We start from the raw sequence: 14670 nt of genomic DNA, 5'->3' as shown, positions 1-14670 counted from the left end.
ACCGTCACGCCGGGCCCACCGACAGCACCCGGACCGCGGCGGCGCCCAGGGCGTCGGACTCGGCCAGGTCGACCTCGGCGACGATGGCCCAGTCGCGGTCGCCCTCGGGGTCGTCGAAGATCTGGCGGACGTGCCAGCGGTCCGGCTTCTGCTCGATGACGAGCAGGGCCGGGCCGCGGGCGTCGGGGCCGACGCCCAGGGAGTCGTACTCCTCGAAGTATCCCTCGATCGCATCCTGCCAGGCGTCCGCCGTGAAGCCGTGCTCGCCGTCGAGCTCGCCCAGCTCGTCGTAGCGGCGCAGGGCCGCGAGCTCCACGCGGCGGAACAGCGCGTTGCGGACCAGGACGCGGAAGGCGCGCAGGTTGCGGGTGACGGCCGGCGGCCGGTCGTCGCGAACAGCGGTCTCCTCGACGAGCGAGGGATTGCGCAGCCGCTCCCACTCGTCGATGAGGCTGGAGTCGACCTGGCGCACCAGCTCGCCGAGCCACTCGATGATGTCGGTCAGGTCCTCGGTGCGGGCGTCCTCGGGCACCGTCTGGCGCACGGCCTTGTAGGCGTCGGCGAGGTATCGCAGCACCAGCCCCTCGGAGCGCGACAGCCCGTAGAAGCCCACGTACTCGACGAACGTCATCGCCCGCTCGAACATGTCGCGCACCACGGACTTCGGCGACAGCACGTAGTCGGCGACCCACGGGTGGCCCTGCTTGTACAGGTGGTAGGCGTTGTCGAGCAGGTCCACCAGCGGCTTGGGGTGGGTGACGTCGTCGAGGAGCTCCAGGCGCTGCTCGTACTCGATCCCGTCGGCCTTCATCGCCGCGACCGCCTCGCCGCGGGCCTTGAACTGCTGCGCGGAGAGGACCTGGCGCGGGTCGTCCAATGTGGACTCGATGACGGAGAGTACGTCGAGGGCGTAGCCGGGCGCCTCCCGGTCCAGCAGCTCGATGGCGGCGAGCGCGAACGGCGACAGCGGCTGGTTGAGCGCGAAGTCCATCTGCAGGTCGACGGTGAGCCGCACCCGGCGCCCCTCCTCGTCGGGTTCGGGCAGTTGCTCGACGACCCCGCCGGCCAGCAGGGCGCGGTAGATGGCGATGGCCCGCCGGATCAGCCTGCGCTGCGCGGACGGGTCCTCGTGGTTCGCGGTGAGCAGGTGGCGCATCGCCGCGAACGCGTCGCCGGGGCGGCTGATCACGTTGAGCAGCATGGCGTGCGAGACCTGGAAGCTGGACTTCAGCGGCTCCGGCTCGGCCTCGACGAGCCGCTCGAAGGTCGGCCGGCCCCAGCCGATCGAGCCCTCGGGCGGCTTCTTGCGCACGACCTTGCGCCGCTTCTTCGGGTCGTCGCCGGCCTTGGCGAGGGCCCGCTCGTTGTCGATGACGTGCTCGGGCGCCTGGACGACGACGGTACCCACGGTGTCGAAGCCGGCCCGCCCGGCGCGCCCGGCGATCTGGTGGAACTCCCGGGCGTACAGCAGCCTGGTCTTCTGTCCGTCGTACTTGGACAGTGCCGTGAACAGCACGGTGCGGATCGGCACGTTGATGCCGACGCCGAGCGTGTCGGTGCCGCAGATGACCTTCAGCAGCCCGGCCTGGGCGAGGGTCTCGACGAGGCGGCGGTACTTCGGCAGCATCCCGGCATGGTGCACCCCGATCCCGTGCCGGACGAGCCGCGACAGCGTCTTGCCGAACCCGGCGGTGAACCGGAAGTTGCCGATCGTCTCGGCGATCATGTCCTTCTCGGCGCGCGTCGACACGTTGACGCTCATCAGCGCCTGCGCGCGCTCCAGTGCGGCGGCCTGGGTGAAGTGCACGATGTACACCGGAGCCTGCCGCGTGCTGAGCAGCTCCTCGATGGTCTCGTGCATCGGGTCCATGGAGTAGGTGAACATCAGCGGCACCGGCCGCTCGGCGTTCTTCACCACGGCGGTGGGCCGCCCGGTGCGCCGGCTGAGGTCCTCCTCGAACCGGGTGACGTCGCCGAGCGTGGCGGACATGAGCACGAACTGCGCCTGGGGCAGCTCGATCAGCGGCACCTGCCACGCCCACCCGCGGTCGGGGTCGGCATAGAAGTGAAACTCGTCCATGACGACGATGCCGACGTCGGCGCGCTCGCCGTCGCGCAGGGCGATGTTGGCCAGGATTTCGGCCGTACAGCAAATGATCGGCGCATCCGCGTTGACGCTCGCGTCGCCGGTGAGCATCCCGACGTTCTCCGGCCCGAACTGCTCCACGAGCGCGAAGAACTTCTCCGAAACCAGCGCCTTGATGGGCGCGGTGTAGAACGTCGTGCGGTCGGTGGCCAGCGCCGCGAAGTGCGCGCCCGCGGCGACGAGACTCTTGCCCGACCCGGTCGGGGTGTTGAGGATGACGTTGGCGCCGGAGACGATCTCGATGAGCGACTCCTCCTGGTGCGGGTACAGCGCCAGGCCCTGCTCCCGCGCCCACTCGGAGAACGCCTCGAAGACCGCGTCGGGGTCCCCGCCCCGCGGCACGCGCACAGCCAGATTCTTCATGCCTGCGCCCCCGCTTCGCTCCGGCCTCCGCTTCGCCGCGGGCCGCTGCGCTCGTACACCAGGTCGTAGGCGGTCCGCCCGGCACGCACGGCCCGCAGCTCGAACTTCGTCACCGGCCGCGACTCGGGCCGCGGCGCGAAGCCCGCGAAACGGTTCACCAGCCCCGGGTCGGCGTCGAGCGTGTCCAGCATCGTGTGGGCATAACCCTCGTCGTCGGTGGCGCAGTGCAGGATTCCGCCGTACCGCAACCGCCCCCGCAGCACCGCGACCCGCTCCGGCACGATGAGCCGCCGCTTGTGGTGCCGCGACTTGGGCCACGGGTCCGGGAAGAACACGTGCACGGCGGCGAGGCTCTCGGCCCCGATGTGCTCCCGCAGCAGCTCGAACGCGTCGACGGCCGCGACCCGCAGGTTGGTGAGCCCGCCCTCGTCGATGAGGTGCAGCAGGTTGGCGACGCCGGGCGTGTGCACCTCGACGGCCAGGTAGTGTCGGTCCGGGTCGCCGGCCGCCATCCGCGCGGTCGCCTCGCCCATCCCGGACCCGATCTCGAGGACATCGACGGGCTCCCCGGGCACGAAGGAGTATCGCGCGGCGAGCCGCTCCAGCGCGTCGAAGTGCCGACCGCTGAGCCGCCCGCGGCGCGGGTGATATGTCCGGACGGTCCGCAGCGGCCGGTCGACGGTAGTCATGGGGCGCCAACTCTACCCGAAACGCCGCTCCCACCCGCCCCCGGCCAGAATTTCCGACAAATCGGACACAAGTCCCGCACCCGGTCCGCCGCGCCCGCCCGCGCGACGGCAGCAACCCCGGCGCCACGAAGCGGCCGCCGGGCGAACAAATCGGATTTATGGCCGGGCAGGTATAAGAGGCCGCGCGAATAGGTCAAGATCATGGGCCGGGGCGCTTGTCCCACCGGTACAGGGTCCACGCCTGTCGACGCACGTGCCTCGTGCGTCGTCGTCGTTCTTGAGGCGCACGGAAATGCTGGTCGGTGGTCCGTTGGGATAGGGCTGGACGGATTTCGTGCGTGAGATTTCCCCGGGAACAGTTCTCATGTGCTGGCAGGCGCTGATGCTCGCCGGTATTGCTTCGCGGTGTCGTGTCGGCGGGCCGGCGCGGATTCTCGCGGGCGTGCCCGCGCCGCGCCGACGGGCCGGCGGGATGGCGCTGATGCGGTGGGTGCGGGTGGGCGCTGCGAGGCGGGGCCGGGTTGATCGGCGCCATGCGTCGGGTGCGGCACTGCGGTGTGGTCGTCCGGGCCGGTATCGATCGCGGGGCGGTCCGGGCTGCACGGGCGCTTCGGCAGCTGGCGGTGCTTCCGCCGGTGGCGGTGCTTCCGCCGGTGGCGGTGCTTCCGCCGGTGGCGGTGCTTCCGCCGGTGGCGGTGCTTCCGCCGGTGGCGTGCCGAGGCCCTGTCCTTGGCCGACGGTGCCGAGGTCCTGGCTGGGGCCTTGGTCGGCGGCTGCGCCGTGGCCGTGGCCGTGGCCACGGCCGTGGCCATGCGCGGTGCCGGGGTTGTGGCTGGGCCATGCCGGGGTCGTGCGTCGCGCCGAGGTCGGGGCCGTGGCGGGGGCGGGGGCGAGGGCGAGGGCGAGGGCGAGGGCGAGGGCGAGGGCGAGGGCGAGGGCGGGAGCCGGGGTGGCTGGTTCGTTCACTGCGTCTTCCCGGCCGTCGGCAGCCACGCTTGCCGGCGAGGTGCTCGCGCGTATTCGGCGGAGTTTCTCGGCATGTCGTTGAGCGAGACCCCACGCGCGATGCCGAGCATGTTCCCGACGAAACTCCTCATTCGCCACGGAATAACGACGCGACCTGGTCCGGTCACGCATGGCAGCCAATTCAGACTTGCAAAACAATTGCAGCTGCCCCATGCATTCATTCTCCCAGAATCCAGCCCGACCCGCCGCCCCGAACGGCCGACGGAAATGTCAAATGGTGCACGCACACACCGCGGCGAGGCTTGCCACCCAACGCGACGGAAGCTGGGTCGTCGGCCACAAAACATGCCGAATACACGGGCACCCGATCACCGCGCCGGGTCACTGCGGCACTTCGCCCCGGCGTCGTGGTGCTTGACGCAGAAAACCTGGACCAAAGGCAGACGACAAAACAGCTCGACAACACCGACGCCCCCGCCGTAGCAGGCCTCATCGAACGCCGCCCATGTGAGGTCAACAGATTGTCAGCCCGGCCCGGGAGGACATCGCCATGGACGGATGCATCACCAAAGCTCCCGGCGACGGTGAGGTCCCCGGCCAGCCCCCGGCCAACCGGGGCAAACATGGGATAAAACGCCCCAACACGGTCGAGGGCACAGGAATCCCCCAGGACCGGGTCCCAGCCAGCGCGAACCGACACGAACCACCACTGCCGCTGGGACCAACCCCCGACACACCAGACGCGTCCGATCCGCCGCCCGAGCAGGTGACGGCGCATCTGGACACCGGCGACGACTCGGCGGTCACCCACGAGGTTCCGGCTGCCCGAACCCTGGACGGTGAAATCGCCCAGCAAGGCGACAAAGCGCCCATCCAGGCGAGCCGGAGATGGCACGTCGAGCGGACGAACTCCCTCGCACAACAGCTACCAACGCACAGCACGCGTCATCAACGCGTTCCTTCACCTCGCCGACACCATCATCACGCCACATAGCCCGATCCGGCAGACGTGGACCCCGTACCGGTGGGACAAGGCGCCCGCGCGGACTCAGCGCCGCAGGGCCTCCTGAGCGGCCTGCACGAGCGCCATCACGTCCTCCCCCGCCGAGTCGGCGGACCAGACCAGCGCGAACGTCAACCGCAGCGACCCGCTGGACAGTGGCACGAACCGCACATCGGGCCGCCGGACGGTGTCGACGAGCAGCTGCGGCACCGGCAGGGCGCCTCGCCCCGCGGCGACCAGGTCCAGGGCTGCCACCGGATCGTCGACGGCCTCGGGCGCGAGCCGGACCCCGTCGGGCAGGGGTACGCCACGGGGCAGCAGGAGGCGTCCCGCGCGGTCGAGGGGCAGCGACGAGGTGCTCGACAGCGGATCGGCGGCGGACAGCGCCAGGTGGGACAGCGGCACATGGAACCGGGCGGCGCTGGCGAACCCGGGCGGGAACGGGGTGCTCATCAGGGCCGCCGAGACCCGGTGACCGGTCAGCGCCTCGGTGGCGGCGTGCCAGCCGGCCGGTACGAGCTGCAGGTCCAGTCCCGGCTTGCGCAGGGTGAGGCGGCGCGCGACCCGGGCCGCGAACCCGCCGGCGAGCGGTGCATAAGCGAGGCGAATCGCGTCCGGGGCGGGCACGGCCAGCCGGGCGGCCTCGGCGGTGAAGGCGGCGGCCTGCTCCAGCAGCGCGGACGCGTGCGGCAGCAGGGCGAGGCCGGAGTCCGTCAGCGAGACCTCGCGGCTGGTGCGCGCGAAGAGCCGGAATCCCAGCTCCCGCTCGAGCCGCGCGACGGCCTGGCTGACGGCCGGCTGGGACACGCCGAGGGCGGATGCGGCGCGCGAGAAGGAGCGGTGCCGCGCCACCAGCGCGAAGCACTCGATGTCCCGCAGCGCCGCCACGCCGACCAGTATCGGCCATAAGCGCTGGTGATGGCTGCGGCGCGAGCGCCCCGGAACCGGACACGATCCGCGCCGTGACCAATGACTTTCCCGCCTCCACGGTGCTCGGCTACCCGCGGATCGGCCCGGACCGGGAGCTCAAGCGCGCCCTCGAGGACTCCTGGGCCGGCCGGATCGACCGGTCGGCGCTGGAGGAGACCGGCCGCCGGCTGCGCGCGCAGACCTGGCACCGGCTGCACGAACTGGGGCTCGAGGGGCTGCCGTCGAACACCTTCTCGGCGTACGACCACGTGCTCGACGCCGCCGTGGCGGTCGGCGCGGTCCCGGACCGGTACCGCGGCGCGGCCGACCCGTACTTCGCGATGGCCCGCGGCGAGGGCGACCTCGCCCCGCTGCGGATGACGAAGTGGTTCGACACCAACTACCACTACATCGTCCCCGAGATCGGGCCGCGCACCCGCTTCCGCGCGGTGCCGGACAAGCCCGTAGCCGAGCTGCTGGAGGCCCGCGCGCTCGGCTACGAGACCCGGCCGGTGCTGCTCGGTCCGGTGACGCTGCTGCGGCTGGCCCAGAATCCCACCCCGGACCGCCTCGACGACCTGCTGGACGCCTACGCGGGGCTGCTCGCGGCGCTCGCCGACGCCGGTGCCGGCTGGGTGCAGCTGGACGAGCCGGTCGCCGTGATCGACGGTGGATCGCCCGCGCTGCGCCACGCCTACCGGCGCCTCGCCCGGCTGGACCGCCGCCCGAAGCTCATGGTCGCGACCTACTTCGGGGACGCCGGCGACGCGCTTCCGGCGCTGTCCGTGGCGCCGGTGGAGGCCGTCGCGGTCGATCTCACGCATGGTGTACCGCAAAATCTTCAGCTCTTCGAGGGTCGCACGATCGTCGGCGGCGTCGTGTCCGGGCGGGACGTGTGGCGCACCGATCCGGACGCGGCGCGGGCGCTGCTGGCCGCGGCCGGGGCGACGTCGGTGAGCACGAGCTGCTCGCTGCTGCACGTGCCGTACACGCTGCGGGGCGAGCCGGGCCTGCCGCCCGGGCTCGCGTTCGCGGAGGAGAAGGTCGCCGAGGTCGTGGCGCTGGCCGCCCTCGGGCCGAAGGCGGGCCCGCTGCCGGTCGCCCCGCGCGCCGAGGGCAGCGTGCCGGTCGAGTCCCGCGCGGACTTCGCGACCCGGCTGGCGGCCCAGGCCGACCTCGGGCTCCCGGCGCTGCCGGTGACCACGATCGGCTCGTTCCCGCAGACCGGCGAGCTGCGGGCGGCCCGGGCGGCGGTGGCGGCGGGGCGGCTGCCGGTCGCCGAGTACGAGGCGCGCATCGAGGCGGAGATCGCCGGCGTCATCGCCGAGCAGGAGGCGCTCGGGCTGGACGTGCTGGTGCACGGCGAGCCGGAGCGCAACGACATGGTGCAGTACTTCGCCGAGCACCTCGACGGCTTCGCGGTCACCCGCAACGGGTGGGTGCAGTCGTACGGCTCGCGCTGCACCCGCCCGCCGATCCTGCACGGCGACGTGTCCCGCCCGGCGCCGATCACGGTGCGGTGGGCCGCGTACGCGCAGTCGCGCACCACCCGGCCCGTCAAGGGCATGCTGACCGGCCCGGTGACGATCGTCGCCTGGTCGTTCGTGCGCACGGACCTGCCCCTGCGGGACGTGACGCTGCAGGTCGCCGACGCGGTGCGGGCCGAGGTGGCGGACCTGGAGGCGGCCGGAGTCCGGATCATCCAGGTCGACGAGCCGGCGCTGCGCGAGCTGCTGCCGCTGCGGCGCGAGGAGCAGGAGTCGTACCTGCGGTGGGCCGTCGCCGCCTACCGCCGCGCGACCGCCGGCGCCGCGGCCGGCACCCAGATCCACACGCATCTTTGCTACAGCGACGCGGCCGAGGTGCTGCGGGCGATCGACGCCCTGGACGCGGACGTCACGAGCATCGAGGCGGCCCGCTCGGGCCTGACCCTGCCGCCGGGCGCGTTCGCCCGCGGGATCGGCCCCGGGGTGTACGACATCCACTCCCCGCGCATCCCCGGCCGCGCCGAGATCGAGGCGCGCCTGCGCGCCGCCCTCGACGCCGTCCCGGCGTCACGACTGTGGGTGAATCCGGACTGCGGCCTGAAGACCCGCACGTACGCCGAGGTCCGCGCCGCCCTGGCCAACGTCGTCGCGGCCGCCGGAGCCGTGCGGGAGTCCGTAAGATGACGACATGTCATATCCACCCGCGGTCTACTCCGGCGAAACCGGCGAGCTCAACGCGACCTACCGCCCGGCCGGCACCGAACCGGAGCTGACCTACGCCAACGGCAACACCGTGCGCTACCTCGCCACGGGCGCGTCGACGAGGGGGCAGTTCGGGCTGTACCGCTGGGTGGTGGGCCCGCAGCCCAGCGGTCCGGACCCGCACTTCCACCGCTCGATCTCGGAGAGCTTCTACATCCTGCGCGGCTCGGTGCGCATCTACGACGGCAAGCGCTGGATCGACACCGAGCCGGGCGACTTCGTCCACGTCCCGGAGGGCGGGATCCACGCCTTCCGCAACGAATCCGGCGCCCCGGCGGAGATGCTGCTGCACTTCGCCCCGGGTGCTCCGCGGGAGGGATACTTCGAGGGCCTGCCGGACCTGTCGAAGATGACCGAGGACGAGCGGGCCGCCTTCATGCTCGAGCACGACACGTTCTGGATCTGAGGCGGCGGCTACGCGGTGCCGGTCAGGCGGGCGTACTCCTCGGCCGTGCCGATCGCCGCGCGGCGGTCCGGGTGCTCGACGTAGTGCTCGACCACCGAGCCGAGGAAGACCGGCTCCACGGCCAGCAGATCCAGCGGGACCAGCAGCCAGCCCGGCTCCGGCCGGCCGGGCCGGCGCACGCTCAGGGCCAGCTTCGGGGCGCGGACCGTCAGCGGCAGCGGGTTGCCCGGGACCATCACCAGGTCGTCCCAGGCCAGGACGCGCCGGCCGCCCGCGCGGATGTTCAGGCCGGCCGGGCTCACCACGATCCGCGGTCCCCGCAGCAGCGGCAGGACGGCACCGGCGATGACCAGGGCGGCGCCGCCGTTGATGGCCGTGCGGGTCGACGCCGGCAGGGCCGGGTCGCTCTCCAGGAACACCGTGCCCAGCAGCGCCCAGCCCATGGTGAGCCGGCCCATCAGGATCGGGGAGCCGGGGACCACGAACGCGTCGCCGCGCACGCGCAGCGCCACCGGGGGCGGGTGCTGGATCGGGCGGAAGACGATGCCGACGGCGATGAACGCGGCGCTGAGCACGACGACCGGGGCGAACAGCAGGGCGGCGGCGGCCCAGGCCGGCGTGTCGGCGGGGGTGACGCCGAACTCGTAGGCGACGCGCAGCGCGACGATCAGCAGGGCGACACCCACGGCCGTCGCCTTGCACCCAACCACGTAGCGGCCGAACCGCCCCGGCGTCACACCGCCAAGTCTACGAAGCGGGCGCGCAGGTCGGCGACCGTCGGCATCGACACGGCGCCGCCCGGGGACTCGCAGACCAGGCCGGCGACGTGGACCGCGACGCGGGTCAGGGTCGCCCAGGCGCCGAGGTCGCCGGGGCGGCCGTGGGCGAGGATCCCCCAGCTCAGACCGGCCATCGTCGCGTCGCCGGCGCCGGTGGCGTCGACCGGGGCGATGCGAGGGGCGGGCACGAGTACGGTCGATGGGCCCTTGGCCACGAGCGCGCCCTGCGCACCGAGCGTCACCACGACGGCGCCGGCGCCCGCGGACAGCAGGCGCGCGGCGGCCTGCTCCGGCGAGTCGCCCCACAGGGCGCTCGCGTCGGCGGAGCTCAGCTTGACCAGGTCGGCGGTGGCGGCGAACTCCTCGACGACGTCGGGGTTGACCCCGACGATCGGGCGGACGTTCGGGTCGAAGACGCGGACCGGGCCCGGGACGGCCCAGGCGCGGCGGGCCGCGGCGAGCACGGACGGGGCGAGCAGGCACATCGACCCGCAGTACAGCAGGCGCGCCCCGGCGATGAGCGACTCGTCGACGTCGGGGGCGCCGAGCAGGCCGTAGGACGGGGGTTCGCCGTAGAAGCGGAACGTCGGCTCGTGGCCCTGGAAGGTGGTGACGGCCAGGGTGGTGGCGACGCCCGGGATCGTGACGGCACCATCGGTACTGACGCCGGCTTTGTCCAGGAAGTCCAGCAGGCGGTGGCCGAACGGGTCGTCGCCGAACGAGCCCAGGAAGTGCACGTCGGCGCCGAGGCGGGCGATGCCGACCGCGACGTTGAACGGGGCGCCGCCGACGGCGGGCCGGTAGACGAGCTCACCGCCGGACGTGGACTCCAGCAGATCGATCAGCGCCTCACCGAGTACCACGCCGTAACCCGTCATGCGGCCAGTATCCGGCGCACACGGGCCCGTTGGCCAGCGATCACGGCAGGGGCTCGGCCACCGGCGGCTCGGTGAACGTCGGGCGCATGGTGCCGGTGACGAACACCGCGTGCCACACGCAGAAGACCAGCACCGTCCACAGCTTGCGGGAGTGGTCGGCCTCCTTCTTGCGGTGGCCCCGCAGCAGGCCGCGGACCACGTCGAGGTCGAGCAGGTCGCCGGCGTCGGAGGCGTCGAGCAGGCCGTGCGCCCAGTCGTACATCTCCCCGCGCAGCCACGGCCGGATCGGCACCGGGAAGCCCAGCTTCCTGCGGTGCACGATCGGCTCCGGCACGACCCCGGCCAGGGCCCGGCGCAGCGCCGCCTTCGTCTCCTGCGAGCGGGGCGGGACCTTGAGCTCGCTGGGCAGGCCGGCGGCGACCTCGAACACGGCCCGGTCCAGGAACGGGGTGCGCAGCTGCAGCGAGTGCGCCATGGTCATCCGGTCGGCCTTGACCAGGATGTCGCCGCGCAGCCAGGTGTAGAGGTCGATGTACTGCATCGTCGTGACGTCGTCGAGCGCCCCGGCCTCCTTGAACACCGGCGCGGTGACGTCGGTGTGGCGCACGTCGGGCTCGTAGTGGCGCAGCAGCGCGGCCTTCTCCTCGTCGGTGAAGATCCGGGCGTTGCCGTAGTAGCGCTCCTCGATCGGGGTCGTCCCGCGCTCCAGGAAGCTCTTGCCCTTCACGCCCTGCGGGATGACCCGGCTGACGGCCCGCAGACCGCGCCGCATCGAGTCGGGCAGGTGGCTCACGCCGGCCAGCGACAGCGGCTCGCGGTAGATCGGGTATCCGCCGAAGAGCTCGTCCGCCCCGTCGCCGCCGAGCACCACGGTCACGTCCCGGGCCGCCCGCTCGGCCAGGAAGAACAGCGGCACCAGGGCCGGGTCGGCGACCGGGTCGTCGAGGTGCCAGACGATGCGCGGCAGGGCCCGCATGAAGTCGGCGGCGGTGACGACGGTCGCGTCGAGCGGGACGCCGAGCGCGCGGGCGGACTGCTCGGCGACGTCGATCTCCGAATACTGCGCGCCGGGGCCGGCCGCGTCGTAGCCGACGGTGAAGGTGCGCAGCTGCGGGTCCTTCTCCGCGGCGAACGCGACGATCGCCGTGGAGTCGATGCCGCTGGACAGGAACGCGCCGACCGGGGCGTCGGCGTCCATGTGCGCGTGCACGCTGTCGCGCAGCGCCGCGGCGATGCGGCGCACGACGGCGTCGGGATCGGAGACCGGGGCGGGGTGGAAGCTCAGCTGGCTGTATCGCCGGTTGGCCAGCGGCCCGCCCGGCGTGTAGACGAACGACTCGCCCGCCCCGAGCCGCCGCACCTCGGGGTGCATGGTGGCCGGCTCCGGCACGTATTGCATGGTCAGGTAGTGCTGCAGCCGCACCGTGTCGACCGCGGCGGGGTCGCTCACGAAGGGCAGCAGCGCCTTCTTCTCGCTGGCGAGGTAGACCCCGTCCGGGGTCTGCAGCTGGAACAGCGGCTTGATGCCGAACGGGTCGCGGGCGCCGAACGCGCGCCGGGCCGAGCCGTCCCAGATCACGAACGCGAACATGCCCCGCAGCCGGCTCACGGCGCTGGGGCCCCAGTGGTGGTAGGCGGCCAGGATCACCTCCGCCTCGCTGCCGGTGGCGAACTCGGCGCCCCGGTCCTCGACGAGTTCGGCGCGCAGCTGCTCGGCGTTGTAGATCGCGCCGTCCAGGACGATGAGGTAACGCCCGGCGGTGACCCCGGACGGCGGGTAGGCGACCGGCTGGCGTCCGCCCGGTGCGTCGGTGACGGCGAGCCGCTCGGCGCCGAAGACGACGTCGTCGGTCGCGACCACCTGCTCCTCGTCCGGGCCGCGGTGGCGCAGCCGACCGAGCGCGTCGGCGACCGCATCCCGCTGCCTCGCCGCGCCGCCCCGGGCGCTGACGAACGTGAGAAGACCCGCCATGGCAAGCATCCTCGCACGGGGTATGGTCCCAGGTGGAGCACGAATTCGCGGCGGATGGAAGCGGGGTCGCAATGGAGGATGCCGTCGGCAGCAAGTCACACGACCCGGACTTTCCGGAGCGGTTCCGGCGGTTCATGCGCACCGGCTGGCGCGACACGACCCTGGAGGTGTCGCCCCGCACGGAGGCGCCCGACCACGCCAAGCGCCGGGCCGAGCTCTCCGCCGCGTTCCCCGGTGAGACGTTGATCATCCCGACCGGCGTCGAGCGGGTCCGATCCAACGACACCAACCACGCCTTCCGCCCCGGCACCGAGCACGTGTGGCTCACCGGCGAGCGCGACCCCGACTCGGTGCTCGTGCTGCGCCCGAGCGACGGCGGCCACGACGCCACCCTCTACGTCCGCCCGCGCTCCCCGCGCGACACCGACGAGTTCTTCACCGACCGCAACTACGGCGAGCTGTGGATCGGCCGGCGCCACACCCTGGCCGAGAAGTCGACCGAGCTGCAGCTGCAGACCGCGCACCTCGACGACCTCGCCGCCGCGCTCGACGACACCGCGCCCGGCCGCACCCGGGTCCTGCGCGGCTTCGACCCCTCCGTCGACGTGGCCGTGCGCTCCACCGACCCCGAGCGCGACCGCGAGCTGGCCTGGGTCCTGTCCGAGCTGCGGCTGGTCAAGGACGCGTGGGAGCTGGAGCAGCTGCAGGACGCCATCGACGCGACGGTCCGCGGTTTCGAGGACGCGGCCCGCGCGATCCCGGCCGACCGCGCGGTGAGCGAGCGGCTGATCGAGGGCGTCTTCGGCCTGCGGGCCCGCCACGACGGCAACGACGTCGGATACGCCTCGATCGTCGGCAGCGGCGCCCACGCCGCGATCCTGCACTGGACCCGCAACGACGGCCGCACCAGCCCCGGCGACCTGCTACTCATGGACATGGGTGTGGAGAACCGCAACCTCTACACCGCCGACGTCACCCGCACCGTGCCGGTGTCGGGCACGTTCACGCCGCTGCAGCGGGAGGTGTATGACATCGTCGTGCGCGCCCAGCAGGCCGGCATCGACGTCATCCAGCCCGGCACCGCCTTCGACGACGTCCACCAGGCCTGCATGCGGGTCCTGGCCGAGGGACTGGCGGCGCTCGGCGTGCTGCCGGTCAGCGTCGACGAGGCGATGGCGAAGGACAGCATTCTGTATCGCCGGTGGACCCTGCACGGCTTCGGCCACATGCTGGGCCTGGACGTCCACGACTGCGCCAACGCCCGCAAGGAGCGCTACCGCGAGGGGCACCTGGACGCGGGCTACGTGCTCACGGTCGAGCCCGGCCTGTACTTCCAGCCCGAGGACGACCTGGTCCCGGCCGAACTGCGCGGCCTGGCGGTCCGCATCGAGGACGACGTCCTGGTCACCCCCACCGGCGCCCGCAACCTCTCCGACGCCCTGCCCCGCTCGGCCGACGACGTGGAGTCCTGGCTGGCCGCCCGCCGCACCGAGGAGTTCCGCCTACCCTGAGCCGTTCGAGACCCAGACCCGCCGGCGTCCCTCTCCGCGGCCACCCTGCTCCGGTCCGGTTCGATATATGGCCATATGTTGCCTATGGTTTCACGATGCCGCGCTTGCGACCGATCGAGGAACTCGACGTCGATGACCTCGTCTCGCTGCCGAAGGAGTATCGGTACGAGCTGCACGAGGGCAACCTCGTCATCACGACGCCATCGAGCTTTTGGCACAAGGCGATGGCCCGCCGCCTGTTGCTGATGCTGCACGCCGCCGGCGCGAACGTCTTCCAGGACCCGGGCGTCCGGGGCGACCGCCCGCGCGACAACCGCCTCCCGGACCTCGGCGTGGTGACCCGGCTCCCACCGGGACTCGCCACCTACTCAAATCTGCCCGGCTCGGCGTACAGCCTCGTCGTCGAGATCGTCTCCGAGCACTCGGAGAACGGCGAGTACACCGACAAGGCCGTCTGGTACGCCCAACGAGGAATCCCGGAGTACTGGATCGTCGACCAGACCCCCGCCCGGGACGACGACGACGCGAATGTGCTGGTCCACCGCTTGACCCTGTCCGGTGGCAAGCCCGCCTACGTGCGCGACCGGACCCTGCTCCTGTCGGACCTCGAGGCCGAGTATCGACAGCAGCCCCAGCATCCGTGACCACTCACTGACACCGCGTGTCGGCAGGCATGATCAATTAGGTCGGGCTGGGTAAGATAGAAAATCAAGACGGTCCGGCCTTTCGGCGGATCGCGCCCGGGGTCGGAAGACGCAGACCGCGGACCTGATACAGCACATGTGTGTCGGATGGGCGA

10 protein-coding genes are annotated in these 14670 nt (G+C 72.3%); 4 read left to right on the top strand and 6 right to left on the bottom strand.

Features of this window, described 5'->3' with window-relative positions; genetic code table 11:
- Nucleotides 1–4: 4 nt before the first annotated feature.
- From ACQPY0_RS11175 to ACQPY0_RS11165, 3 genes are all read right to left on the bottom strand, one after another.
- Complete coding sequence (locus tag ACQPY0_RS11175) at nt 5–2509, bottom strand: DEAD/DEAH box helicase (protein ID WP_432987577.1); 2505 nt, start codon at nt 2507–2509, stop codon at nt 5–7.
- The gene (gene trmB / locus ACQPY0_RS11170; protein ID WP_432987575.1) at nt 2506–3198 is read right to left on the bottom strand and encodes a tRNA (guanosine(46)-N7)-methyltransferase TrmB; all 693 of its coding nucleotides are present in this window, start codon (nt 3196–3198) and stop codon (nt 2506–2508) included. The genes ACQPY0_RS11175 and trmB overlap by 4 nt, the downstream gene beginning before the upstream one ends.
- A gap of 2014 nt (nt 3199–5212) precedes the next feature.
- Entirely contained in the window at nt 5213–6055 is an 843-nt protein-coding gene (locus ACQPY0_RS11165; protein WP_432987573.1) for a LysR family transcriptional regulator, read from the bottom strand.
- Between the two features lie 74 nt (nt 6056–6129).
- On the opposite strand from ACQPY0_RS11165, the gene metE reads away from it, so the two are divergent.
- Together metE and ACQPY0_RS11155 are read left to right on the top strand one after the other, a co-directional pair.
- Complete coding sequence (metE, locus tag ACQPY0_RS11160; RefSeq protein ID WP_432987571.1) at nt 6130–8247, top strand: 5-methyltetrahydropteroyltriglutamate--homocysteine S-methyltransferase; 2118 nt, start codon at nt 6130–6132, stop codon at nt 8245–8247.
- A gap of 4 nt (nt 8248–8251) precedes the next feature.
- A complete protein-coding gene (locus tag ACQPY0_RS11155; RefSeq protein ID WP_432987569.1) occupies nt 8252–8731 on the top strand; it encodes a cupin domain-containing protein in 480 nt (159 codons plus the stop codon).
- Between the two features lie 8 nt (nt 8732–8739).
- On the opposite strand, the gene ACQPY0_RS11150 is transcribed toward ACQPY0_RS11155, so the two are convergent.
- From ACQPY0_RS11150 to asnB, 3 genes are read right to left on the bottom strand one after another with little or no spacing between them, the layout of a single operon-like run.
- Nucleotides 8740–9468, bottom strand: coding sequence for a hypothetical protein (locus tag ACQPY0_RS11150; protein WP_432987567.1), 729 nt, complete (start codon nt 9466–9468; stop codon nt 8740–8742).
- Entirely contained in the window at nt 9465–10388 is a 924-nt protein-coding gene (locus ACQPY0_RS11145; protein WP_432987565.1) for a carbohydrate kinase family protein, read from the bottom strand. Before ACQPY0_RS11145 ends, ACQPY0_RS11150 begins: the two co-directional genes overlap by 4 nt.
- Before the next feature lie 40 nt (nt 10389–10428).
- Entirely contained in the window at nt 10429–12360 is a 1932-nt protein-coding gene (gene asnB / locus ACQPY0_RS11140) for an asparagine synthase (glutamine-hydrolyzing) (protein ID WP_432987563.1), read from the bottom strand.
- A 71-nt stretch (nt 12361–12431) separates the two neighbouring features.
- Here asnB and ACQPY0_RS11135 point away from each other — a divergent pair, with 71 nt between their 5' ends.
- Both ACQPY0_RS11135 and ACQPY0_RS11130 read left to right on the top strand, forming a co-directional pair.
- The gene (locus tag ACQPY0_RS11135) at nt 12432–13871 is read left to right on the top strand and encodes an aminopeptidase P family protein (protein ID WP_432987561.1); all 1440 of its coding nucleotides are present in this window, start codon (nt 12432–12434) and stop codon (nt 13869–13871) included.
- Between the two features lie 95 nt (nt 13872–13966).
- The gene (locus ACQPY0_RS11130; RefSeq protein WP_432987559.1) at nt 13967–14515 is read left to right on the top strand and encodes a Uma2 family endonuclease; all 549 of its coding nucleotides are present in this window, start codon (nt 13967–13969) and stop codon (nt 14513–14515) included.
- Nucleotides 14516–14670: the final 155 nt, after the last annotated feature.

This window comes from Dactylosporangium sp. CA-233914 (assembly GCF_050942935.1).
Lineage (GTDB): Bacteria > Actinomycetota > Actinomycetes > Mycobacteriales > Micromonosporaceae > Dactylosporangium.
The sequence above is the reverse complement of the archived record's forward strand: the minus strand, read 5'-3'. Positions and strand labels throughout refer to the sequence as shown.

Bases quoted from the DNA above. Each gene is read 5' to 3' on its own strand.
- ACQPY0_RS11145 (WP_432987565.1), bottom strand. From the start codon at position 10,388: ATGACGGGTTACGGCGTGGTACTCGGTGAGGCGCTGATCGATCTGCTG.
- ACQPY0_RS11135 (WP_432987561.1), top strand. From the start codon at position 12,432: ATGGAGGATGCCGTCGGCAGCAAGTCACACGACCCGGACTTTCCGGAG.
- ACQPY0_RS11155 (WP_432987569.1), top strand. From the start codon at position 8,252: ATGTCATATCCACCCGCGGTCTACTCCGGCGAAACCGGCGAGCTCAAC.
- ACQPY0_RS11175 (WP_432987577.1), bottom strand. From the start codon at position 2,509: ATGAAGAATCTGGCTGTGCGCGTGCCGCGGGGCGGGGACCCCGACGCG.
- trmB (WP_432987575.1), bottom strand. From the start codon at position 3,198: ATGACTACCGTCGACCGGCCGCTGCGGACCGTCCGGACATATCACCCG.
- asnB (WP_432987563.1), bottom strand. From the start codon at position 12,360: ATGGCGGGTCTTCTCACGTTCGTCAGCGCCCGGGGCGGCGCGGCGAGG.
- ACQPY0_RS11130 (WP_432987559.1), top strand. From the start codon at position 13,967: ATGCCGCGCTTGCGACCGATCGAGGAACTCGACGTCGATGACCTCGTC.